Source organism: Campylobacter concisus (assembly GCF_015229965.1).
GTDB lineage: Bacteria > Campylobacterota > Campylobacteria > Campylobacterales > Campylobacteraceae > Campylobacter_A > Campylobacter_A concisus_BD.
Genome location: NZ_JAAKZB010000016.1, coordinates 1 through 23,745 on the forward strand (window position 1 = coordinate 1; position 23,745 = coordinate 23,745).

The window sequence follows — 23,745 nt, forward strand, 5'->3', positions numbered from 1 at the left end:
ATATTTTGTATTTATTACTTTTTTAACTCAAATTTTTTTCAAAAAATTTAAGATAACGCCCAAATTTCGCTAAAAAGTTAAAATGGATTTAAAATGCTTTGGGATATAATTTGCGATAAATTTATCAAAAGGCTAAAGTGATGATAAAACAAATTTCTGGTTCACAGATGATAAGCGAAGCCTTGCACGAAGAGGGCGTTGAGATAGTTTTTGGCTATCCTGGCGGTGCAGCTTTAAATATCTACGACGAGACATATAAACAAACTTATTTTAAGCACGTCTTGGTTCGCCACGAGCAAGCAGCCGTTCACGCAGCAGACGGATACGCTAGGGTTAGTGGCAAAGTTGGCGTGGCTTTTGTGACAAGCGGTCCTGGCTTTACAAACGCAGTCACTGGTCTTGCCACAGCTTACAGCGATAGCATCCCAGTTGTGCTTATAAGCGGTCAAGTACCAACCTTTATGATAGGCACAGATGCCTTTCAAGAGATCGATGCAGTCGGCATTTCACGCCCCTGTGTCAAACACAACTTTTTAGTAAATAGCGTCGAGGAGCTACCTCGCATCATAAAAGAGGCGTTTTACATCGCAAGATCAGGCCGCCCAGGACCAGTTCATATCGATATCCCAAAAAACGTAACTTCAAGGCTTGGCGACTTTGTCTATCCAAAAGAAATTTCTATCCCAAGCTACAAGCCGACATATAAAGGCAACTCTAAGCAGATCAAAAAAGCAGCAGCTGCGATAAATGAAGCAAAAAGACCGCTTCTTTACATCGGCGGCGGTGCGGTCGCATCAAATGCAAGCGAGATCATACGTAAATTTATGAAAAAAACTGGCATCCCAGCGGTCGAGACGCTTATGGCTCTTGGTGTGCTTGATGCAAAAGATGAGCTAAATTTAGGCATGGCAGGCATGCACGGCAGCTACGCTTCAAATATGGCTCTTAGCGAGTGCGACCTTCTCATATCACTTGGCGCTAGATTTTGCGATAGGGTCACAGGCAAAACTGATGAGTTTGCCAAACATGCAAAGATCATCCACATCGACATCGATCCAAGCTCTATCTCAAAGATCATAAACGCTCACTATCCGATAGTTGGCGATCTTACAAACGTGTTAAGCGAGCTTTATGAAGAGGTGAAAGGTGAGCCTAAAAACTATGCGCCTTGGAGAGAAATTTTAGATAGATATCAAAAGCTAAACCCACTTGGCTACACAGATAGTGACAAGGTCTTAAAGCCTCAATGGGTAGTTGAAGAGACCGCAAAGATAGTTGGCTCTGAGGCTATCATCGCAACTGACGTCGGTCAGCACCAGATGTGGGTGGCACAGTTTTATCCATTTAACCGCCCAAGACAGCTTGTCACAAGTGGCGGCCTTGGCACGATGGGATATGGCCTGCCTGCAGCGATCGGCGCAAAGTGTGCGATGCCTGAGCATTTGGTTGTAAATTTCACAGGTGATGGATCGATACTTATGAATATCCAAGAGCTAATGACTGCTTATGAGACAAATGTCCCTGTCATAAACATCATCTTAAACAACAATTTCTTAGGCATGGTGCGCCAGTGGCAGACATTTTTCTATGAAAAGCGCTACTCATCGACTGATCTTAGCTTGCAGCCTGATTTTGTCAAGATCGCTGAGGGATTTGGCGGCGTTGGCTTTGTATGCAAGAGCAAAGATGAGTTTAAAAAGGCTTTAAAAGAGGCGATCAAGAGTAAAAAATCAGCACTTATCGACGTGAGGATCGACCGCTTTGAGGACGTGCTTCCTATGGTTCCAGCAGGGGCTGCGATCTATAATATGATATTAAAGAGCAAGGAAGAAAAATGAGTATCAGAAGAACGATTTCGGTTATAGTTTTAAATGAACATGGCGTTTTGGCTAGAATTTCTGGGCTTTTTGCGGGTAGGGGCTACAACATCGACACGCTCACAGTCGCTCCGATACCTGAGAGCAACTTCTCAAGACTAAGCATTGTCACAAGCGGCGATGAGAGGGTTTTAGAGCAGATCGTAAAGCAGCTTCACAAGCTCATCCCAACATATAAAGTCATAGAAAGCGGCGAATTCGTCGAAAAAGAGATGGCTCTTGTGAAAATCCCGCTTGGTGAAAATTTTGCAGGCCTTGAGGCGATACTAAAGTCATACAACGGCATCGTCACAAATACAAACGAAAACTACATCGTCGTCATGGTGGCTGACGATGCGAGCAGGGTAGAGAGCTTTTTAAAATCGATAAAGAAATTTAACCCAGTTGATGTCGTGCGCGGCGGATCTGTGATAATGGATATATGATGAAACTAAGCGAAATAGCCTTAAAAGTAGATGCTACTTTTAGCGGAGAAGATCTTGAAATTTTTGCTCTAAATTCTTTAAAAAATGCAAATAAAGCTGAGCTAACATACTGCGATGGTGAGAAAAATGCTAAATTTATAAGCACTTCAAACGCTGGAGCTATCTTGGTGACAAAATCACTTTTAGACTTAGTGCCAGCTGGCATGGTAGCGCTTGTGTGCGACAACCCGCACCTTGCATTTGCTATCCTTAGCAAAATTTACGCTAAGCCGCTTTTTTGCGAGCCAAAACCATCAAATATCGCCCAGAGTGCAACTATAATGCCAAATGTCTATATAGGTTCAAACGTGAGTGTGGGCGAAAATACGATAGTGATGGCTGGAGCGTTTTTGGGCGATAACGTGAGTGTCGGTAAAAACTGCATCATCCATCCAAATGTCGTCATCTATAATGACTGCGTCATCGGCAACGAGTGCCACCTGCTAGCAAATTGCGTCATCGGCAGCGACGGCTTTGGCTATGCGCATACAAAAACTGGCGAGCATGTGAAAATTTATCACAACGGTAACGTTGTTTTGGGCGATTTTGTCGAGATCGGCGCTTGCACTACGATAGATCGTGGCGTTTTTGAAAGCACGATGATCGCAAACTACACAAAGATAGACAATCTCGTTCAAATAGGCCACAACTGCGAGCTTGGAAATGGCTGCCTCATCGTCTCACAAACTGGACTTGCTGGCTCAACAGTGCTGGGCAGAAATGTCGTCATGGGCGGACAAAGTGGCTCAGCTGGCCACGTAAGCGTAGGAGACTTTGCTCAGATCGCGGCACGCGGCGGCGTTAGCAAAGACCTAGCTGGCGGCAAAAAATACGCTGGAGCTTATCCGATAATGGAGCTTTCAGAGCAGTTTAAACTACAAGCAAAGATATTGAGATTTTTTAAGAAAAACTAAATTTGGCGGAGCTCTCCGCCAAATAGTTGTCGTACTTCTATAATTTAAATTTTTCTATTTATTTTATTTCACCGCAATCACAAACTAACATTTATGGCTAATAAAAATAGCCAGCAAGAGATCTAGTTTAAGCATTAGATTTAAATAAAATTTAACGCTCATAATAAAATGGCTGAACTAGTATGAGCAAAGTGTTATAAGATGTAGTAATTTTTATACTTAATAATGTAGAGAGTAGCCTATTTACTACAGGTTGTTTGCTCGTGGCGGTAAAAAGCAAATTTGGATACGTACTTTGATATATAAAAACTTCTAAAAGATATTAGCAAAACGCTGGTGGATAAAATTCTTTTTTACTAAGATGATTTGCCTAAATTTATAAGGTAATATCACACCAACACTTGTTTTATCGCTTATTAATTTTAACTCTTTATGTGGTTGCTTAAAATGTGAAATCTAGAAAAGAAATTTACAAAGCTAAATTTATTTTCTATTTTCGTCTAGGACTTTTTGCATGCTCTCTCTAGTCGCCTCTAGCCAGTTTTCTTTCGAGGTATCGACTAGATCAAGACAAAAGAGCTTGATGTCAGCTTTTTTAAAGCTAAATTCTTTCACTTTCATCGCATCGCTTCCGACGATTACGATAGGCTGAACCTTTAAATTTAGCTTTTCAACTAGCAACTTTGCGCCACCTTTAAATGGCAAGAGCTCTTTGGTTTGAGACCTTGTGCCTTCTGGAAATATCGCTAAAACACGGCCATTTTCTACTCTGTCTTTTGCTTCGCTTAAAAGCTTTATTAGCGAGTGCTTATTTTCTCGCTCGACTGCTATCATCTTTGGAAGGCTCAAAATTTTACCGATGATCGGGATCTTGCCTATCTGTGCCTTTGCGATCCAGCAGATATTTTTAGGATGGATCTCTTCAAGTGCAATGATATCAAGCATGCTTTGGTGATTTATCAGCAAGATATTTGCTTCGTCGCTAAATTTACCGATCACTTCTAGCTTATATCCACCAAAAAATCTCTGCGATCTGCCCCAAAATTTTCTTATGGCTCTATTTTTTGAGTTAAAGAGCCACATAAAAAGTACGACAATAACGACGCTTATAACAAATTCAATAGAAAAGAAAAAAGCTCTAATTTTTGACAAGATCACCCTTTCTTACCCAGCCGATTTTACCATCTGCGAATAAAATTTTTGAGTAGTCATCTTTTGTGTCTAAAATTTCAACATTTTCATTTTTGCGAGATGTATAAAAAACGGTTGAATTTTTAGTTGGCAAGATAGTGACGCTCACATCTGGCTTAAGCACTGCTTTGCCAAAAGGATTGTAAGTGTAAATTCCAAGTGCTATAAAAACGGCCGCTACAAAGAAGTAGCTTAGCTTTCTACGCCAGATCGCTAGCAAGATAAAGATAGCGACCAAAGAGTAGATAGTGATATCTTTGTAGGTGCTAAATTCGCTTTGTTTTGGATTTAGACCGATTTGCGTGCTAACCTCGTCCTCTTCGACGCTTACAGGCAGTGAAAAGCTCTCAAATTTAGCTTTTTTTAGGTTGTAGTAGTTAAAGTCAAGTGTCTTTTTGTTTGGCTTAAATACCGCAAAATAATATGCACTTTGCGAGTTAAAGTCGCCATTTATCGTATCTACGCCTTGCTTTAGGATCGTTTTATTTTCGATATTAAAGGCGCTTAGATCGACATTGTTGCCGTAAATTTCAACGACCATGATGTTGTTTATGTCATCAAATTTAGTCGTTTTAAATTTCTTTACCTCAAGGTTGTCAGCGACGATGTGGTTGTAGTTCTCGTCACTTCTAAGCTCTTTTAGCTTTGGTAAAAAGATATTTATGTTTGAGTTTTGATAGTTCTCGCCATTTCTTTTTAGATCCAAGCTAACTCGTAAAGTCTTTGCATCAATGCTCGTTGCTTCAAGGTAGAAAGTGCCGATGTATTTGTTTTCATCGCCTTTTACCCATTGAAAATTCTTCTTATTTAGCCATTTGATATTTGTCTCATCAAGCTGTGTCTCAAACTCAAACTCAAGGTCGCTTTGCGTATCAGCTACGATCTCAACGCTAAAAATTTCTCCTACGACGACATTTTTAGGGATATTTGTCGCTTTTAAAAGGAGGTCTTTTATTTTGATCTTGTCATAGACTTGATTATCAGGGACGCTGATGTCTGGTTCGTTTGTCGGCACGATATTTCGCATCTGCTCTGGGGTGATACGCTCTGGCTGTGGGGCGATAGAGCGTGGAGAGACGAGTTTTCTTGATATATCTTCTTCGCTTGGAGTCTTTGTTTGCGGCTTTGAACTTGGGCTATTTACAAATTTATCCTCTCTTGCCTCATCCATCATGTCAAAAACGCTGACTTCATCAGTGTTTGCGGCAAATAAATTTAGCGCGAGTAGGGCGATAAAAAGTGTTCGTTTTACCAAACTAGCCCTTTTAACATCTTCATGCCATCATCTGTGCCTAAAATTTTCTCGCAAGCGCGCTCTGGGTGAGGCATAAGACCAAAGATCTTTTTGCTCTCATCGCAAATCCCAGCTATACTATCAACTGAGCCATTTGGATTTATCTCATTGCCGTGGCTGTCGCAGTATTTTAGCAGGACTTGCTCATTATCATATAGGCTTTTTAGCGTATCTTCATCAGTGTAGTAGTTGCCCTCGCCGTGAGCGATGGGGATATTTACCACTTCGTTTTTGTCTAAATTTGCTAGGAATTTATTGTTATTTGAGACTACTTTTAGGTGGTGGTATTTTGAGACAAAATTTAAATTTTCATTTCTTCTCATTGCACCTTTTAAAAGTCCAAGCTCAAGAAGCATCTGAAAGCCATTGCAAATTCCTAGGATATAGCCACCTTTTTTTGCATGCTCTTTTACAGCCTGCATCGCTGGGCTAAATTTAGCTATCGCAGCCGTCCTTAGATAGTCGCCGTAGCTAAAACCACCAGGCAAAACGACTAGATCAGCATCGATCTTATCTTCTTTGTGCCAGATGATCTGCGTTTGGCAGCCAAGTAGTCCAAAAGCGTGAGCTGTGTCTTCTTCGCAGTTTGTGCCAGGAAAAAGTATGATCGCTACTTTCATAGCACGATCTCGTAGTCTTCGATGACGGTATTTGCTAGAAGCTCTTCACACATCACTTTTAGCTGCTCTTTTGCTTTGTTTTTATCGCTCTCGTCGATGTCTAAAACGATTTGTTTGCCTATCCTGACATTTGAAACACCGCTAAATCCAAGCGAATTTAGCGCGTGCTCCACTGCCTTGCCAGCAGGATCTAAGACCCCGCTTCTTAATGCTATATTTACGACAGCTTTCATCTTTGTCCTTAAGAAAGAATTCTTCTTAAAACTTCTTCGTAAGCTACTTTTACGCTACCAAGGTCTTGTCTAAATCTATCTTTGTCAAGTTTTTCGTTTGTTGTTGCATCCCAAAATCTGCAGCTATCAGGGCTTATCTCGTCAGCTAAGATGATGTTGCCATCTTTGTCGATACCAAATTCGACTTTGAAATCAACTAGTTTTAAATTTCTCTCTGCAAAGAATTTAAATAAGATAGAGTTGATCTCTCTTGCTGTGTGTCTTAGAGTTTGAAGATCTTTTTCACTTTTTACTAGACCCATGATGATGCAGTGCTCGTCAGTAACTAGTGGATCGTGCAAATCGTCGTTTTTGTAGTAGAACTCAACAAGTGTAAAAGGTAGAACTGTGCCTTCTTTTATGCCAAGTCTTTTGCTAAGTGAGCCAGTTGCGATATTTCTCACAACAACTTCAAGAGGTATGATCTCGCATTTTTTGACCACTTGCTCAGTGTCGCTGATGGTCTCAATAAGGTCAGTGACGATACCTTTGCTCTCTAGCAGTTTAAAAAGCTGAGTAGAGATTTTGTTATTTAGTGCGCCTTTGCCAGCTTCGTTGCCTCTTTTTTGAGCATCAAATGCTGTTAGATCGTCTTTAAATTCAGCCACAAGTAGATTTGGATCGTCTGTGGCGTACATTTTCTTGCCTTTTCCCTCGTAGATAAGCTCTCTTTTTTGCATGTTGTTCTCCTTTAGATTATTGTTGTTTTATCTTTAAAATTTTGATCGTATCAATCGCTGTTTTTAACTGAATATCCTCATCAACTTTTTTCTGTGTGATTATATTTTTATCATCTTTTATTTCAGTTTTATTGCCTTCGCTTGTTGGATTTATCTTGTTTAGCTCGCTCTTTAGGTGTGCTTTTAGCTCGCTCTCTTTGATGCTAAATGCGCTATCATCACTTTGTGGCACTTTGCCAGGATGCACGACTACATCTGGTGTTACGCCAACAGCTTGGATAGTTCTGCCACTTGGCAAGTAGTATCTTGCGATGGTTAGTCTTAGCGCTTCTGTATCGTCTATTGGTAGGATCACCTGAACGCTGCCTTTACCAAATGTGTTTTCACCGATTATCACCGCACGCTTATGATCTTGCAGTGACCCGCTTACGATCTCGCTAGCGCTTGCACTTCCGCCATTTACAAGGACAACAAGTGGGAGTTTTGATAATGTTTTGCTAGCGCTTGCTTTATACTCTACATTTTCAGATGCCTCACGACCTTTTTGAGAGACGATGATACCGTTATCTACGAAAAGATCCACTAGATCGACAGCTTGATTTAAAAGACCGCCAGGGTTGTTTCTAAGATCAAGTATGATGCCATTTGCTTTTGGATGCTCTTTGATAGCATCTTTTACTTTTGTAACAACGTTTTTGTCAAAATTTGTGACGCGTATATAAAGGATGTTTTCATTTTCTATCATTTTTGCATAGACAGACTCAACCTTTATAAGATCTCTTATGATCTTTACGTCAAATGGCTTTTGCTCGCCTTTTCGCAAAATCGTAATTGTTATCGGAGTTTTTGGCTTGCCGCGCATCTTATTTACGGCTTCATCTATCGTTGTGCCGATAGTCGAGTTGCCATCGATCCTTAAAATGATATCGCCTGCTTTTATGCCTGCTTTATCAGCTGGAGTGTCCTCGATAGGCGAGATAACGGTTAGTGCGCTATCTTTCATGCCAACTGTTATGCCAAGTCCGCCAAATTCTCCGCTTGTTTGCACCTGCATATCTTTATATGCTTTTTCATTTAAAAAGCTCGAGTGAGCATCTAAATTTTGCATCAAACCAGCGATGGCTTTGTCAATTATCTCTTTAAATTTAATGTCATCAACGTAGTATTTTTCAACAGTTGAGATGGTTTTTGTAAGTTTTGAAAGTGCTTCAAGTTTTGCACTCGCCTCATCTTCAGTTTTAGCAAAAAGTGCATTTACTGCTACGCTTGAGATGAGTAGGGCGCCTGTTATTTTTAGCGCAAAAGATCTAGTAAATTTATTCAAAATATCTCCTATATTTTTTGGCTTAATTTTATTAACATTTGGCTAAAAAAAGCATAAATTTAACCTTATATTTTTAACTTTTGTCTATTTTTAACACAAATTTATAACAGCAAATTTTAGCAATTATATAAAAAGAGTGACAAAGGCTATAAAAATACTTGACAATATAAGACTAAAGTTATATAATGCCGCCATTATAAAATAACTTAAGGAGCTTTAATGGCTGACATAACAGAAAATTTAACAGCGCAGATGCAAGAGACACTTGAAAAAGGCGTTAGCTTAGCGATCTTTTCTAAAAATCCACAAGTTGTGCCACTTCACGTCTTTTGGGCTTTACTCGCTGATAGCAATTCTATTTTAAATCAAGTATTTAATAAGATGAACATAAGCAAAGACGCAGTCGAGCTTGAGATAAAAAGCAAGATCTCGTCACTCCCAAGCAGCTCAAACGTCACAAAAGATAACGTTTCAGTTTCAAGAGAGCTTATAAATTCGCTTGAAAATGCAAAAGCTTTAATGGTAAGCATGGGCGATAGCTACATAGCTGTTGATACTTGGATCATCTCGGCTCTTGAGCTTAGTGAGATCAAACAAATTTTAAGCAAATTTTGCGACATCTTAGAGATCAAAAAGAATCTTGAGAGCATAAGAGGTGGTAAAAAGATAGATAGCCAAACTGGCGATGATACTCTTGATAGCTTAGAGAAATTTGGTATCGATCTAACACAAAAAGCCCTAAATAAAGAGCTTGATCCAGTCATCGGACGTGATGAAGAGATCACTAGAATGATGCAAATTTTAATAAGAAAGAGCAAAAATAACCCTATCTTGCTTGGTGAGCCAGGCGTTGGTAAAACAGCTATCGTTGAGGGGCTAGCTCAAAAGATAGTGGCTCGCGATGTGCCAACAAGCCTTGCAAACAAGCGTGTCATCGCACTTGATATGAGCGCAGTTGTAGCTGGAGCAAAGTATAGAGGCGAGTTTGAAGATAGGCTAAAAGCTGTCATCGACGAGGTCAAAAAAGCTGGCAATATCATACTTTTTATAGATGAAATTCACACCATAGTTGGAGCTGGTGCGAGCGAGGGCGGAATGGACGCTGCAAATATCCTAAAACCAGCTCTTGCACGTGGAGAGCTTCACGCTGTTGGTGCGACAACATTAAAAGAGTATAGAAAATACTTTGAAAAAGATGCAGCGCTTCAAAGACGTTTTCAGCCTATAGACGTTAAAGAGCCAAGTGTAAATGAGGCATTGCAAATTTTACGTGGTATAAAAGAGCGCCTTGAAGTTCATCACGGCATCACGATAACAGATAGCGCGCTAGTTGCCGCTGCAAGGCTAAGCGACCGATATATCGCAAACCGCTTCTTGCCAGATAAGGCGATAGATCTTATAGATGAGGCAGCAGCTGAGCTTAAGATGCAAATAGAGAGCGAGCCATACGAGCTTTCAAAGATAAAACGCGAGATCGTAACGCTTCAAGTAGAAAAAGAAGCTCTAAAGATGGAGGATGCGGATAAAAACAAAGAAAGACTTGGCGAGATCGAAAAAGAGATAGCTGATCTAAATGAGAAAAAGCTAGCGCTTGATACTAAATTTGAAAACGAAAAGGCCGTTTTTGGCGGAATTTCAAAAGCGACAAAAGAGATCGATAGTTTAAAATCACAAGCTGAGATAGCAAAAAGAAATGGTGATCTTCAAAAGGCTGCCGAGATAGAGTACGGCAAAATAGCTGACGCCAAAAAGCATAAACACGAGCTTGAAGAAAAATGGGAACACATGAAAAAAGAGGGCGTGCTTCTTAAAAATCAAGTCGATGAAGAGCTTGTGGCTGAAATTTTGAGCAAATGGACTGGAATTTCAGTTAAAAAGATGCTAACAAGCGAAAAAGAGAAATATCTGCGCATCGAAGAGCATCTAAGAGAGAGTGTTGTCGGTCAAGATGATGCACTACACGCACTTGCGCGTGCTGTTAAGAGAAACAAAGCAGGGCTAAATGAGGGTCAAAGGCCGATTGGTTCGTTTTTATTTCTTGGACCAACAGGCGTTGGCAAAACTCAGTCTGCTAAGGCTTTGGCTAAATTCTTATTTGACGATGAGAAGGCGCTTATCCGCTTTGATATGAGCGAATATATGGAAAAACACAGCGTGAGCAGGCTTCTTGGTGCGCCTCCAGGATATGTAGGCTACGATGAGGGCGGTCAGCTAACAGAGGCAGTTCGCAGAAGACCATACTCAGTCATACTTTTTGACGAGGTTGAAAAGGCTCACAAGGACGTATTTAACATACTTTTGGGGATCTTAGACGACGGACGTGCGACTGATAATAAAGGTGTAACGGTTGATTTTAAAAACACGATCATTATTTTAACTTCAAACATCGCTTCAAATTTCATAATGGAGCTAAAGGGCGAAGACCGTGACGTGGCTGTTAAAAACGAGCTTAAAAACTACTTTAAACCTGAGTTTTTAAACAGGCTTGATGATACTATCATCTTCAATCCTCTAAACGAGCAAGGACTAATCTCTATCGTTGAGATCATGTTTAAAGAGCTTGAGAAAACTCTTCACAACCGCGGTATCAAGGCAGTTTTAAGCGAAGAGGCTAAGAAATTTATCGCAAAAGCTGGCTTTGACATAGTTTATGGCGCAAGACCTCTTAGAAGAGCGCTTTATGAGCTAGTTGAAGATAAAATTGCTGATATGATCTTGAAAGATGAGCTTGAAAGCGGTGATGAGATCACCATTGATAGCAACGGCGAGAAGATCATCATTAAGAAAAAATAACTTCAAATTTACTTGGCAGGTTGGACGAACTTGCCAAGCCTACTATAAATTTAACTAATATCCTTATTTAATCTGTAATAAAATATAAAAAACAGCACGCAAAGCATCGCTACAAAGGCAAAAACTATCAACGTACCATCTTTAAATGAGCTTAAAAACATGCCATTTGTATTCATACCAAAAAAGCCAGTGATGAAATTTAGCGGCAAAAATAGAGCCGAAATGAGCGTCAAGAGGTAGATATTTTTATTTATCTTGTCATTTTTAGCGCTTTGTATAAATGTATAGATGTCTTCGACCCTGCAGGCATATTCGTTAGCTATTGTTTTAAAAACACTTGCTTCGTGGATGCTGTTTTTAAGCTCTTTTTTTAGCCCTTGCTGCTCACTTTGGCAGATCGCAAGAGCTTCGTAAAAGTGCGAAATGCTATTTTGAAATTTTCTGATCTCATACTTTAAAAAGTGGTGTCTTTTTATAAATTTGTCAAAATTTTTCTGGCTAGCATAAATTTTCTCATACTCATTTAGCTCGTCTTGGTGCTCTAAAATTTTATTTGCGTATTCATTGCAAATCCCCTTAATAGCTACTTCAAACGCGCTTTTGTCGCATTCATGCTCAAGATCTTCTTTGTAAATTTTGCCATCTTTAAATAAAAATTTAAAAACTTGCTTTTGTGACGGCGAGATGAGCGTGATGTAGTCAAACTCTTCTCCATAAAAATATCCACAAAGTGCGCTTTTATAGCTCATCTGTGCTCCTTTTTGCGTAGAAATTTCGCTTAAATTTAGCAAATTCGCCGACCTCTATCGCCTCTCTCATCTCTTTCATCAAATTTAGATAGTAGTGCAGGTTGTGAAGGCTTGCTAGTCTAAAAAATGTTAGCTCCCTCGCCTTAAAAAGGTGGTTTAGATAGCCTCTGGAGTAGCGCTTGCAGGTGTAGCACTGGCAAGCTGGGTCTATCGGCGCGTGGTCGTTTATAAATTTGGCTGATTTTATATTTATCTTGCCAAAGCTAGTAAAAAGCGTGCCGTTTCTTGCGTTTCTTGTTGGCATGACGCAGTCAAACATATCGACGCCTCGCTCCACGTTTTCAACTAGGTCTTCAGGCGTGCCAACGCCCATTAGATAGCGAGGTCTTAGCTCATCCATAAATGGCATAACCGCCTCAACCGTGTCATACATCGCCTCGTTGCTCTCGCCAACGCTTAGCCCTCCTATGGCAAGGCCGTCAAATGGCATCTGATTTAAGGCTTCAGCGCAAAATTTACGTGCCTCATAGTTGGTGCCACCTTGAACGATACCAAAGATATTTTGCTGCAAGCCAACGCCCTTACTCTGCATAAATTTGTGGTAATCAATCGCCTCTTTTGCCCATTTTATCGTTCGTTTTATGCTAAGATCTATCCTTTTTGGCTCAGCTGGCAAGGCAACCAAATCATCAAGTATCATCATGATGTCGCTGCCTAGGTCATACTGCGTGTCAAGGACGGATCTTGGCGTGAAGTAGTGCGTGCTGCCGTCGATGTGGCTTTTAAATTTTATTCCGCCATCGTCGTTTTTGGTGTTTGACCTAAGCGAAAATGCCTGAAATCCGCCGCTATCAGTTAAAAACGAGCGATCAAATTTAGAAAATCCATGAAGCCCGCCAAACTCACGCACGACCTTGCTGCCAGGGCGCAGATACATGTGGTAGGTGTTTGCTAAGATTATCTTTGCGTCTAAAATTTCACTCATATCAAAGGCGTCTAAGCTTTTAACTGCGCCAACCGTACCAACTGGCATGAAAACTGGCGTTTGTATCACGCTGTGAGCAGTCGTGAGAATGCCGCGCCTTGCGTTGCCATCTTTTTTTATAACTTCAAATTTCATCTAAGTCCCTTAATTTTTGATTTTTTATTTTTTATTTTAACAAAATTTATAATATAATCCAGAAATTTTAAGGCAAAGGAACTTTTTGCAAAAGAGAAATGATATCGTTTTTAGCGAAGCAAACGGCACTGCGACCATAAAATTTGCAGGCGAGTTTAGCTACAAAGACGCAAAAAATTTACAAAGCATTTTTAAAAAAATCCAAAAGCTTAACGGCAATGTTAAATTTGACTTTAGCGAGCTAAAGAGCATTGATTACGCTGTTTTGATCCTTTTAAAAAACACGCTAAATGGCAAGAAATTTGAGATCGTTACAAATAATGAGAAGATAAAGGCGATGAGCGATCTTTTAAATGACGAGAAGATTGATTTTAACTACATGCCGCCCCACAATAGCCTAAATTTCTTCTCACGCTTAGGGGAGAAAATTTGCGAGGGATTTGTAAATTTGCTTGAGTTTGGCTCGTTTTTGGGCGAGTTTTTGATAAAAAGCGTGAGGATTTTATTTAATCCTGCAAATTTAAGGTTTAGAGAATTTAGCAACTACATAAAAGATGGCGGTGTAAATGCCGTTTTCATCGTATCGCTCACCGCTTTTTTGATAGGCGTCGTGCTTGCTTATCTTGGCAGTGCGATGCTTGCAAGCTTTGGGGCAAGTATATTTATAGTTGAGATCATGGGCATGCTAACGCTTAGAGAGGTGGCTCCTCTAATCGCTGCTATCGTCGTGGCGGGCAGGTCGGCCTCTAGCTTTACCGCGCAAATAGGCGCTATGAAGCTAACTGAGGAGATAGACGCGATGAAGACGATGGGTTTTGAGCCATTTAACTTCTTGGTCTTGCCTCGCATCATCGCCATGGTGCTTTGCGTGCCTGTCATCATCTTTATAGCTGATAGCATAAGCATCTTAGGGCAGATGATCATTTGCCAAACTATTCTTGATATCAGCTTTAGCGACTATCTAAATAGATTTCGCGAGATGGTCGAGCTTAGGCACTTTGCCGTTGGCATGATAAAGGCTCCATTTTTTGGTGCGGTGATAGCGATCATTGGGTGCATGAGGGGATTTGGCGTTAGTCAAAACGCCCAAAGCCTTGGAGCGATGACAACCGTTAGCGTTGTAAATGCGATATTTTGGGTCATTGCGCTTGATGCATTTTTCGCGATAATTTTTATGTGGCTAAAGATATGAACGAGATAATAGTTGGAAAAAACATAACGACAAGTTATGGCGACAAGATAATGCACGATAATGTGAGCTGGAGCGTCAAAGAGGCTGAAATTTACGGCTTCTTAGGCGGCAGTGGCACTGGTAAAACGACGCTAATGAAGACGATGATATATCTAAAAAAGCCAAATAAGGGCGATATATTTTTTGATGGTGTCAATATGTGGAAAAGTAGTCAAGCAGAGCAGCAAGAGATAAAGCTAAAAAGTGGGACAATGTTTCAGTTTGGAGCGCTTTATAGCTCGATGACGATCCTTGATAACGTGGGTGTTTTGCTCCATGAGTACTCTAAATTTAACAAGCGCCAGATCGATGAGATAGCGATGTTTTGGATACAAAAAGTGGGGCTTAAAAAAGAGGTTTCAATGCTCTATCCAAGCGAGCTAAGTGGCGGTATGAAAAAAAGAGCCGCACTTGCAAGAGCCTTGGTGCTAAGCCCTAGGGTGCTATTTTTAGATGAGCCAAATAGCGGACTTGATCCTGTTAGCTCACGTCAGATGGACGCGCTCATAAAAGAGCTTCGTGATAGCATCGGCGTAACTGTCGTCATGGTGACGCATGATGCGGATAGTATTTTTGATATTTTGGATAGATTTTTGATAATAGACAACAAAAAGATAGCCTTTGAGGGAGATATAAAAGAGCTTGAGCATCTTGAAAACAACCCGCTTGAAGAGCTATTTAAAATGAGGAAAAAGTAGATGGAAAATAGAAATTCTTATACCATTGTCGGCATGTTTTTCATAGCCTGCCTTACAGCGTTTGCCATATTTATCTGGTGGATGACTAGCAAAAATAACACAAAGGTTGATTTTAAGGAGTATTACATCCACACGACCGAGCTGCCAAGCGGGCTAAAGGTTGATTCTACGGTTAAATTTATCGGCGTGCCAGCAGGAAGCGTTAGCGATATAAATTTTGTCGATGACAAAAACGCTCTTATAAACATCACGATGAAGATAAGAGAGGATCTGCCTATCAAGGCTGATAGCGTGGCTAGCATCGAAGTTCAGGCTATTAGCGGCGTGGCAAGTATAAATATAAGCCGAGGCACGAAGGATTTTAAACCAGGCGATAAACCTATCTTAAAGCTTGAAGAGAGCCTTCTTTCAAAGCTTGGAAACAACGCTGAGAACATCACTTTAAAGATAAATCAAACCCTTGATAAGGTTGATGGCTTTTTCTCAGCTGAAAATATCTCTCACATCGAGTCAATCCTAAGAAATATCGATAAATTTACTCAGGTTTTAACCGATGAAAATGGCTTAAGCGAGGTTGATAGTATCGTTAAAAATGTAAAAAATTTCACTGATAGCCTAAACAAAACAGACACAAAAGAGCTTGCTAAAAATTTAAACACTCTAATCGCAAGCGCAAATTCAGTTTTCAAATCAGCAAATTCGGCTGTCACTGGATATAGCTCGCTTCAAGATATCATCACTCAAAAGGTAAAAAACGGCGAGTATGACCTTAGAAACACGGTTTCTCCGCTTCTTAGAGAGGCTAGCGAGTTTTTAAATGGATTTGATAAGACGCTACGTGAGTTTAGAGGCGCGCTTCAAAGACTTGAGGACAATCCTTACGAGTTTTTCTTCACAAATCCAGTGCCAAATGACAAAGGAGATAAAAAATGAGAAATTTAATCTTTCTAGCGGCTGCATTTTTATTTTTTGGCTGCTCGCTAAAGACCGACGTGCCACAGGCAACTATGTATGAAATTCACTACTCAAACAAAGAGTGCTCGGCTGAAAACAAGCAAAAAGAGCTAAAAAATGTCTTTATAGAAAACGTAAGCGCCCTTGATATGGTCGATACCAGAAAGATACTAATCGTCGCTGAAAACAACAAGATAAGATATTTGACAGACGCTAAATTTGTCTCTGAACCAAGCGAGATGATCTATAAGTCGCTCGTAAAAGGGCTTTACTCAAACTGCGCTGCAAAGCCGATATTTTCGCCAAATGCAAAAGATCTTAGGCTAAAAGTTAGCATCATCTCACTTCAAATAAGAGGCGACAAGGCCGAAGTTTCGCTAGCGTATGAGCTATTTAACGCAAATACCTCGCTAAAATCAGGCATGATCACAAAAGAAATTTTCTGCCCAGACCCAAGCTCAAGCACCATTTTTGAGACGATAAACAAGGCTGCAAACTCAGCTATCGATACTTTAATCTCTGAAATAATCTACTAAAATTTTCTTAAATTTTTTGGCTGTGAAAGCTTAAATTTACAGCCAAAAATAGCTTATTTTAAAGACCTTTTGTTATAATGCGGCTTTAAAATACGGAGAATTAATGAAGAAAATTTTAATAATCGCTGGTGGAGCTTTTGCAAGAAATTTTTTAGATAGACTTCTTGGAGCAAAGTCAAATTTACACCACTACATCGTTGTTTCAAACGAAGATCACAGCCAAAAGGCAAATTACGAAAATTTCACATTTTATCAGTTTGATCCAACCAGTCTTTCAAAGCTAAAGAGCATAAGCGACGGCTATTTTAGCCAGTTTTGTATCGCGAGTGAGAACAAAAATGAAGCGATTGCTGTTTATGAAAATTTAAGACAGATCAGCACAAAGACTGAGACCATTTTTATGAACTCGTGGGAGCTTGATGAAAAGTGCAAGGAGACTTTTGCAAGCGATAAGCACCTAAGCGTGGTTGATATAAGAGATATCGCAGCTTCAAGGCTCATGGACTATCTGCCAGATATGCCTGTGTATGCTGATAATATCGGCTTTAGCGAGGGCGAGATCATGGAGGTTAAGGTGCCTATTGGCAGCTCATACATGTATCGTCATGTAAGCTCGATCGCTCAAAAAAGATGGCGGATAGCGCTTATTTACAGGGGCGCTGAGATCATCTTGCCAAAGCCAAATACAATGATACAACCAAGCGATATCTTGCTAATCGTTGGCGATCCAAACGTGCTTCAAAACGTTTATCGCTCTATAAAACGCGAAAGTGGGCAGTTTCCAAGCCCATTTGGCAGCAACATCTACACGCTAATCGACATGAGATCAATGAGTAAAGAGCGAGTTAGCAAGCTAATAAAAGATAGCCTATATGTGCATTCAAAACTAAATAACAAACGCCTTATTTTTAGAGTGATAAATCCAACTTTAGGTGAAAATTTAGAGACGCTAAAGGCGATAAAAGAGAAAAATATCCTTGTTTTGATGGATTATTTTAATAGTGACAATAAATCGATAAAAGATGACGTTTTAAAACACGACATTGGACTAATTATAAGCGACGATAGGTACTTTTTTAAATTTCAAAAGTTATTTTATGAGCTTAAAATTCCAGTGCTAAAAACGGGTAAAATTTTGCTCTCAAATATAAAAGAGGGCGTGATACTGGGCGATCAAAGCCAAGAGGTGGAAAATCAATCAGCTGTCATTACAGATTGCTGTGCGCAGCTTGATTTGGAGATGAGATTTTACTATTTTGATAACAAGCATAGCGACGATGAGGCGCTAAAAGAGCACTTTGAGAGCATTAGCACGCTCTTTTCAAAGCGCATAAAGATAGAAAATCATAGCCTTAAAAACCCGCTAGTAAAGCTAAAAGGCACAAATGATCTGCTTCATTTTGTGATGTTTAGCAAGAGCGTGGCAAATGGTAGCGCTTTTGCCTTTTTATCGACAAATTTAAATAGACTTTATAAAAAACTAAGCCAAAACGCACAGCTTTTTGTGCCAGTAAGTGAGTAGAAAATGCAGATAAATTTGAACCTTAAGGAAAAGGCATCAAGCTATAAAATTTATATAAACGAGCTTGAGAGATTAGAGCTAAAGGGCAAGGTCGGCATCGTCACAAATGCCAAAGTGGCGGGGCTTAACCTTGAAAAGCTACTTAGTGTTTTAAAGTGCGATGAGAAATTTATCATAAGCGTGCCAGACGGCGAGGAGTATAAAAACCTTGAGACAATAGAGCAAATTTTAGAGCAGCTTTTTGTTAGTAAATTTGACCGCTCATCTACACTCATAGCTCTTGGCGGTGGCGTCATTAGCGATATGACTGGCTTTGCGGCAAGCATATATGAAAGAGGGATAAGCTTCATTAATATCCCAACCACGCTTTTAGCACAAGTCGATGCTAGCGTGGGCGGAAAAACGGGCGTAAATAACAAATTTGGTAAAAATTTAATAGGCTCATTTTATCAGCCAAAGGCAGTTTTTTGTGAGATAAATTTCTTAAAAACATTGCCAAAGAGAGAATTTGCAGCTGGCGTGGCTGAGGCTTTGAAGATGGCGATAACCTTTGATAAAGAGATGTTTGACTGGCTAAAAAGCGTAAATTTAGACGACGAAAATTTAGCAAAGCTAGTTGAAAAGTCTATAAATTTAAAGGCTAGAGTGGTCGAGCAAGATGAGAAAGAAAAGGGGCTAAGAGCCATACTAAACTACGGCCACACCTTTGCTCACGTCATTGAAAATGAGACAAATTACAAAGAATTTTTACACGGCGAAGCGGTGGCGATAGGTATGAATATGGCAAATCGCCTAAGCGTTAGACTTGGCCTAATGAGCGAGGCGCAGGCAGAGGAGATAAAGCAGGTTTTAGAGAAATTTGATCTGCCTGTAAGCTATAAAATAGAAAATGAATATGCATTTTACGAGGCGTTTTTTATGGATAAAAAGACAAAAGGTGATAAGATAAATTTCATCATCGCAGATAAAATTGGCAGTGCGTTCATCAAAAATGATGTCAAAAAAGAGGACGTTTTAGAAACTTTGAGAGAATTTAAATGAAAAAGATCTTAGTTTTTTTAGTTTTTTGCTTTGCGCTTTACGCTGAAGAAAACGCCACACTTGAGCAAAATGTCTCACAAAATTTACAAAATAGCGAGCTTATAAAAGAAATTTCAAACCTAGATAACTCCCTAAAAAACAACATCTGGATCACAAGATACGCCAACTACAACACCTATCAAAAGCTTCTTGATGAGCTAGAGCAAAATGAAAATGAGCTTAAAAAGCTTGATAAAGGCTCAAAAAGAGGTAGCGATCTCATAAAGAGAAGTCAAACTCTAAAAGAGCAGATAAATTTGCTAAAAGAGTATGAGAAAACGCCATTTTCAAATATGCTAGCAGCCCCAGAAATGGAGACACCACCTAGGATAAATAGCCCAGTGGCGCTGATATCTGGCTTTTCATACATCAAAAAGATAAGAAGCGACAAGATCGAGTACCAAAGACACATCAAAGAGCTTGACACCTTGCTTGAGAAGCTTGAAGCAAAAGAAAATTTGCTAAATAGACTAAATTTGATAGATGATAGCGAGCAAAATAGAGCAAGTCTAAACCTTGTAAAGCAAGAGATAGGCGACTTCAAAGCGGCAAAACAGATCGCTGATACCACTTATAGCGTCTATGAAAAAAGAGCAGATGAAGCGGTAAATATGACGACTTCTGACATCAAGGCTCAGTTTTTAAGCATGGGCTACACAGCCATCGTCATCCTTTTAACGATCGGACTAACATTTATCGCTAAATTTATCGTTAAAAGAACGATCACGGATAACGAGAGATTTTACACGGTCAATAAATTCTTAAATGTGCTAAACATCACAGTTATCATCATAATTTTGCTCTTTTCATACATTGAAAACGTCACATATCTAGTAACCGTGCTAGGTTTCGCCTCAGCTGGTATCGCCATCGCGATGAAAGATATGTTTATGAGTATGCTTGGCTGGATGGTTATCATGTTTGGTGGCACGATCCATGTGGGAGACCGCGTCAGAGTCTATCACGACGGTAGCGAATTTGTGGGCGATGTGATAGACATTTCGCTGCTTCGCCTAACCGTTTTTGAAGACGTTAGCTACTCGACCTATAAGACAAACCGCCGTGCAGGCAGGATCATCTTTGTGCCAAATAACTACATCTTTACAGACCTCATCGCAAACTACTCACACTACGGCATGAAGACCGTTTGGGACGGCATAGATGTCGTGATAAGCTTTGATAGTAACCACAAAAAGGCCGCCTATCTAGCAAAAAATATAGTAAAAAAATATTCAAAAGGCTACACTGACATCGCAAAACGTCAGATGAATAAGCTAAGAAGCCAGTACAGCATCAAAAATCCAAACGTAGAGCCAAGAATTTATACATTTTTTGAGCCTTATGGCATAAATATCTCATGCTGGTTTATGTCAAACTCATACGCCACGCTCGCTCTTAGAAGCACGATAAGCGCTGAGATCATAGAGGCATTTTTGGCTCACGATGATATAAAGATAGCTTACCCAACACAAACTATGTTTATAGGCAAAAAAGAAACGCCAAGCGATCACGTAGCTCACGCTGAGCAAGAGGGCGAAAATATCTAATGCAAAAGATATTTTTTAAAACATTTGGATGCCGCACAAACATCTATGACACCGAGCTTTTAAAGAGCTACATAAAAGACTACGAGATCACAAACGACGAAGATGTCGCTGATATCGTCGTGATAAACTCATGCACCGTTACAAACTCGGCTGATAGTGGCGTTAGAAACTATATAAACGGCGTAAAAAGGCGCGGCGCAAAGGTCATACTAACAGGATGTGGCGCAGTTAGTAAGGGTAAGGAGCTGTTTGCAAGCGGCATTTTTGGCGTGCTAGGAGCTAGTAAAAAGAGCGATCTAAACGAGCTTTTAAAACAAGAGAAGCCGTTTTTCGAGCTTGGAAATTTAAACTCAGTCGATAAAAACATCGTCACAAACTACGAAAATCACACAAAGGCCTTTATAAAAATTCAAGAAGGTTGCAACTTTAACTGCAGCTACTGCATCATCCCATCAGTGCGCGGCAGAGCTAGGAGCATGGATGAGGCGATGATACTAAAAGAAGCTAGAATTTTAGCTCAAAATGGCTATAATGAGCTCGTTCTAACTGGCACAAACATAGGCAGCTACGGCAAAGATACAAATAGCTCTCTTGGCAAACTGCTAGCAAATTTAGGCAAAATTTCAGGCATCAGACGCATAAGACTTGGCAGTATCGAGCCAAGCCAGATAGATGAGAGCTTTAGAGAAATTTTAAAAGAGGAGTGGCTGGAGCGTCATCTTCACATCGCACTTCAGCACACAAGCGAGGCGATGCTAAAGATCATGCGCAGGCGAAATAACGCATTTAGTGACTTAGAGCTTTTTAATGAGCTAAGCTCCCTTGGCTTTGCTTTGGGGACTGACTATATCGTGGGTCATCCAGGTGAGAGTGAAGAAATTTGGGCAGAGGCGGTGGAAAATTTCAAGAAATTTCCTATCACACATCTGCACGCTTTTGTCTATTCGCCTAGGCGTGATACGCACTCAGCGACGCTAAAAAGCAATGTAGGTGGCGACGTGGCAAAGGCAAGGCTAAAGGTTTTACAAGGCATTGCCTTGCAAAATAATGAAAATTTTAGAAAAAAGCACAATGAGACTTTAAAAATTTTAGTCGAGCAAAAAAACGGCGACTTTTACGAGGGCTTTGATCAGTTTTACAACAAAGCTAAAATTTCTAGTCAAAACGACATAACAAAAGAGTGGTTGGAGGTAAGCGAATATGAAATTAAGCCAGATGCCAATTATGCAAAAATTTAAATTTAACAAGAAAAATATCCTGATAATAGCCGCTGTAGCTCTGATAATAGCGCTACTTTTTGCAGTGAGCAAAGAGCCACGAAATATCACCTACTCGCAATATATGCAACTAATGGATGGAAAATTCATCGATAAAGCGGTCATCGACGAAGATGAGGTCATCCTCTATGCGCAAAATAACCGCTTTGCCATCATAAAAGAGGGCATAGACATAAAAGAGCTTATCAAAAAGGTCCCAGTCGAGCGAAGCGTGCAGTATATCACGCCTGGCATGGTTTGGGGAAGCATCATCTTTGTTTGTCTTGTGCTTTGGTACTCCTATATTTTTAGGGCTATCAAGAAAAAAGAGGAGAGCCTTTTAAGCAAAAAAGACGGCGCTTTTGAGATAGAAAGCGTGCTAAATCAAAATGCGATGCCAGTCATCTCAAACGTTAGATTTAGCGATGTAGCTGGCATTAGTGAGGTCAAAAGCGAGCTTAGTGAGATAGTTGATTTTCTTAAAAATCCGCAAAAATATAGAAATTTTGGTATCAAAATGCCAAAAGGTGTGCTAATGATCGGCCCTCCAGGTGTTGGCAAGACACTTGTGGCAAAGGCGGTCGCTGGCGAGGCAAATGTGCCGTTTTTTTACCAAAATGGCGCAAGTTTTGTGCAAATTTACGTTGGTATGGGCGCAAAAAGAGTTAGAGAGCTCTTTAGCAGAGCCAAATCCTACGCACCTTCAATCATCTTTATCGACGAGATAGACGCCGTTGGCAAGAGCAGGGGTGGCACTAGAAACGACGAGCGAGAAGCTACGCTAAATCAGCTACTAACCGAGATGGACGGCTTTGAAGATAACTCAGGCGTTATAGTGATAGCCGCGACAAATAGGATCGAGATGATCGACGAGGCGCTGCTTAGATCAGGGCGCTTTGATAGGCGTATATTTTTATCAATGCCTGATTTTAACGACAGGGTGGCTATCCTAAACACATATCTAAGAGATAAAAACTGCGAAGTGCCAGCTGAGGATATCGCTAGGATGAGCGTTGGCTTTTCTGGTGCGGCACTTAGCACGCTTGTAAATGAAGCAGCGATAAACGCTCTAAGAAACGGCGAAAGCGTGCTTAGGATGAGAGACTTTGAGGCTGTTTTAAACAAGGTCTTGCTCGGCAAGAAAAAGGTGCTAAGCTACAGCGAGAGCGAGAAGAAAATTCAAGCCATCTATCAAGGCGCAAAGGCGCTAAGTGCCTACTGGTTTGATGTGAAATTTGAAAAAATTTCGCTCATTGAAGACCGCTTTATGGCGACTGAGCAAGAGATCGAGTCAAAGTCGCAAATGCTCTCACGCATAAAGGTTTTAATCTCTGGCATGTGTAAGCTCGAGATAGATGAGAACGACATCTTTTCAAACTCTAGCAACGATCTAAATTTAGCAAAAGAGATCGCCTCAAAGATGGTTTATGAGTATGGCATGGGAAATTCTTTCGTGCCAAATCCAAACGATGTGGAAGAAATTTTAAAACAAGCAAAAGATGAGATAATGTCCTTTTTAAAGGGCACAAATGAGCAAATCGCAAGGATAAGCTCATATCTGCTTGCTTACGAGAGCGTAGATAAAGAGACGCTTGCTAAAATTTTAAATGAAAACTACTAATA

At 40.2% G+C, this 23,745-nt stretch carries 21 protein-coding genes; 13 read left to right on the forward strand and 8 right to left on the reverse strand.

The features are described 5' to 3' along the window. The first annotated feature begins 143 nt into the window (after positions 1–143). Genes G6W43_RS07430 through lpxD form a run of 3 tightly spaced genes read left to right on the forward strand, consistent with a single transcriptional unit; the run spans position 144 to position 3,255 of the window. Entirely contained in the window at positions 144–1,838 is a 1,695-nt protein-coding gene (locus G6W43_RS07430) for an acetolactate synthase large subunit (protein WP_223228763.1), read from the forward strand. A gap of 2 nt (positions 1,839–1,840) precedes the next feature. After that, positions 1,841–2,302: an acetolactate synthase small subunit gene (ilvN, locus tag G6W43_RS07435; protein ID WP_223227516.1), complete on the forward strand. Its 462-nt coding sequence runs from the start codon at positions 1,841–1,843 to the stop codon at positions 2,300–2,302. Continuing rightward, positions 2,302–3,255: a UDP-3-O-(3-hydroxymyristoyl)glucosamine N-acyltransferase gene (gene lpxD, locus G6W43_RS07440; protein ID WP_194169509.1), complete on the forward strand. Its 954-nt coding sequence runs from the start codon at positions 2,302–2,304 to the stop codon at positions 3,253–3,255. The genes ilvN and lpxD overlap by 1 nt, the downstream gene beginning before the upstream one ends. Positions 3,256–3,738: 483 nt before the next feature. Here lpxD and G6W43_RS07445 read toward each other — a convergent pair whose 3' ends face one another. The 6 genes from G6W43_RS07445 to G6W43_RS07470 are packed head-to-tail and all read right to left on the reverse strand — an operon-like array spanning position 3,739 to position 8,603. Then, positions 3,739–4,413, reverse strand: coding sequence for a lysophospholipid acyltransferase family protein (locus G6W43_RS07445; RefSeq protein ID WP_258032540.1), 675 nt, complete (start codon positions 4,411–4,413; stop codon positions 3,739–3,741). Then, complete coding sequence (locus G6W43_RS07450) at positions 4,394–5,701, reverse strand: SH3 domain-containing protein (protein WP_103581139.1); 1,308 nt, start codon at positions 5,699–5,701, stop codon at positions 4,394–4,396. The genes G6W43_RS07445 and G6W43_RS07450 overlap by 20 nt, the downstream gene beginning before the upstream one ends. Further along, positions 5,695–6,360: a phosphoribosylformylglycinamidine synthase I gene (purQ, locus tag G6W43_RS07455; protein WP_107797119.1), complete on the reverse strand. Its 666-nt coding sequence runs from the start codon at positions 6,358–6,360 to the stop codon at positions 5,695–5,697. The genes G6W43_RS07450 and purQ overlap by 7 nt, the downstream gene beginning before the upstream one ends. After that, positions 6,357–6,593 (reverse strand): phosphoribosylformylglycinamidine synthase subunit PurS, encoded by a 237-nt coding sequence (purS, locus tag G6W43_RS07460; protein ID WP_009293857.1) that lies wholly within the window; start codon positions 6,591–6,593, stop codon positions 6,357–6,359. The genes purQ and purS overlap by 4 nt, the downstream gene beginning before the upstream one ends. Positions 6,594–6,601: 8 nt before the next feature. Then, positions 6,602–7,312, reverse strand: a complete 711-nt coding sequence (gene purC / locus G6W43_RS07465; protein ID WP_149703079.1) for a phosphoribosylaminoimidazolesuccinocarboxamide synthase — start codon at positions 7,310–7,312, stop codon at positions 6,602–6,604. Between the two features lie 16 nt (positions 7,313–7,328). Next, positions 7,329–8,603 (reverse strand): S41 family peptidase, encoded by a 1,275-nt coding sequence (locus G6W43_RS07470; protein WP_342672227.1) that lies wholly within the window; start codon positions 8,601–8,603, stop codon positions 7,329–7,331. Positions 8,604–8,855: 252 nt separating this feature from the next. Between G6W43_RS07470 and G6W43_RS07475 the strand changes: the two genes are divergently transcribed. Beyond that, on the forward strand, positions 8,856–11,429 hold the full coding sequence (locus G6W43_RS07475; RefSeq protein WP_087583177.1) for an ATP-dependent Clp protease ATP-binding subunit: 2,574 nt from the start codon (positions 8,856–8,858) through the stop codon (positions 11,427–11,429). Positions 11,430–11,479: 50 nt separating this feature from the next. On the opposite strand, the gene G6W43_RS07480 is transcribed toward G6W43_RS07475, so the two are convergent. Together G6W43_RS07480 and tgt are read right to left on the reverse strand one after the other, a co-directional pair. Continuing rightward, the gene (locus G6W43_RS07480; protein ID WP_194169511.1) at positions 11,480–12,178 is read right to left on the reverse strand and encodes a CorA family divalent cation transporter; all 699 of its coding nucleotides are present in this window, start codon (positions 12,176–12,178) and stop codon (positions 11,480–11,482) included. Continuing rightward, entirely contained in the window at positions 12,168–13,298 is a 1,131-nt protein-coding gene (gene tgt, locus G6W43_RS07485) for a tRNA guanosine(34) transglycosylase Tgt (RefSeq protein ID WP_194169512.1), read from the reverse strand. Before tgt ends, G6W43_RS07480 begins: the two co-directional genes overlap by 11 nt. Positions 13,299–13,383: 85 nt before the next feature. Here tgt and G6W43_RS07490 point away from each other — a divergent pair, with 85 nt between their 5' ends. The 9 genes from G6W43_RS07490 (at position 13,384) to G6W43_RS07530 (ending at position 23,743) form a co-directional block, all read left to right on the forward strand. Next, positions 13,384–14,490 carry an MlaE family ABC transporter permease gene (locus G6W43_RS07490; protein ID WP_103571330.1) on the forward strand — a complete coding sequence of 369 codons (1,107 nt, stop codon included), beginning with the start codon at positions 13,384–13,386 and terminating at the stop codon, positions 14,488–14,490. Beyond that, positions 14,487–15,227, forward strand: coding sequence for an ABC transporter ATP-binding protein (locus G6W43_RS07495; RefSeq protein ID WP_149708728.1), 741 nt, complete (start codon positions 14,487–14,489; stop codon positions 15,225–15,227). The genes G6W43_RS07490 and G6W43_RS07495 overlap by 4 nt, the downstream gene beginning before the upstream one ends. After that, the gene (locus tag G6W43_RS07500; RefSeq protein WP_107829716.1) at positions 15,228–16,160 is read left to right on the forward strand and encodes an MlaD family protein; all 933 of its coding nucleotides are present in this window, start codon (positions 15,228–15,230) and stop codon (positions 16,158–16,160) included. It abuts the gene before it with no gap. Next, entirely contained in the window at positions 16,157–16,717 is a 561-nt protein-coding gene (locus G6W43_RS07505; RefSeq protein ID WP_149712248.1) for an ABC-type transport auxiliary lipoprotein family protein, read from the forward strand. The genes G6W43_RS07500 and G6W43_RS07505 overlap by 4 nt, the downstream gene beginning before the upstream one ends. Before the next feature lie 103 nt (positions 16,718–16,820). Beyond that, on the forward strand, positions 16,821–18,239 hold the full coding sequence (locus G6W43_RS07510) for a COG3400 family protein (RefSeq protein WP_194169513.1): 1,419 nt from the start codon (positions 16,821–16,823) through the stop codon (positions 18,237–18,239). Between the two features lie 3 nt (positions 18,240–18,242). Beyond that, positions 18,243–19,280 carry a 3-dehydroquinate synthase gene (aroB, locus tag G6W43_RS07515; RefSeq protein WP_149712250.1) on the forward strand — a complete coding sequence of 346 codons (1,038 nt, stop codon included), beginning with the start codon at positions 18,243–18,245 and terminating at the stop codon, positions 19,278–19,280. Then, on the forward strand, positions 19,277–20,866 hold the full coding sequence (locus tag G6W43_RS07520) for a mechanosensitive ion channel domain-containing protein (protein WP_194169514.1): 1,590 nt from the start codon (positions 19,277–19,279) through the stop codon (positions 20,864–20,866). Before aroB ends, G6W43_RS07520 begins: the two co-directional genes overlap by 4 nt. Next, on the forward strand, positions 20,866–22,104 hold the full coding sequence (mtaB, locus tag G6W43_RS07525) for a tRNA (N(6)-L-threonylcarbamoyladenosine(37)-C(2))-methylthiotransferase MtaB (protein WP_194169515.1): 1,239 nt from the start codon (positions 20,866–20,868) through the stop codon (positions 22,102–22,104). Before G6W43_RS07520 ends, mtaB begins: the two co-directional genes overlap by 1 nt. Further along, entirely contained in the window at positions 22,091–23,743 is a 1,653-nt protein-coding gene (locus G6W43_RS07530; protein WP_194169519.1) for an ATP-dependent metallopeptidase FtsH/Yme1/Tma family protein, read from the forward strand. Before mtaB ends, G6W43_RS07530 begins: the two co-directional genes overlap by 14 nt. Positions 23,744–23,745 lie beyond the last annotated feature (2 nt).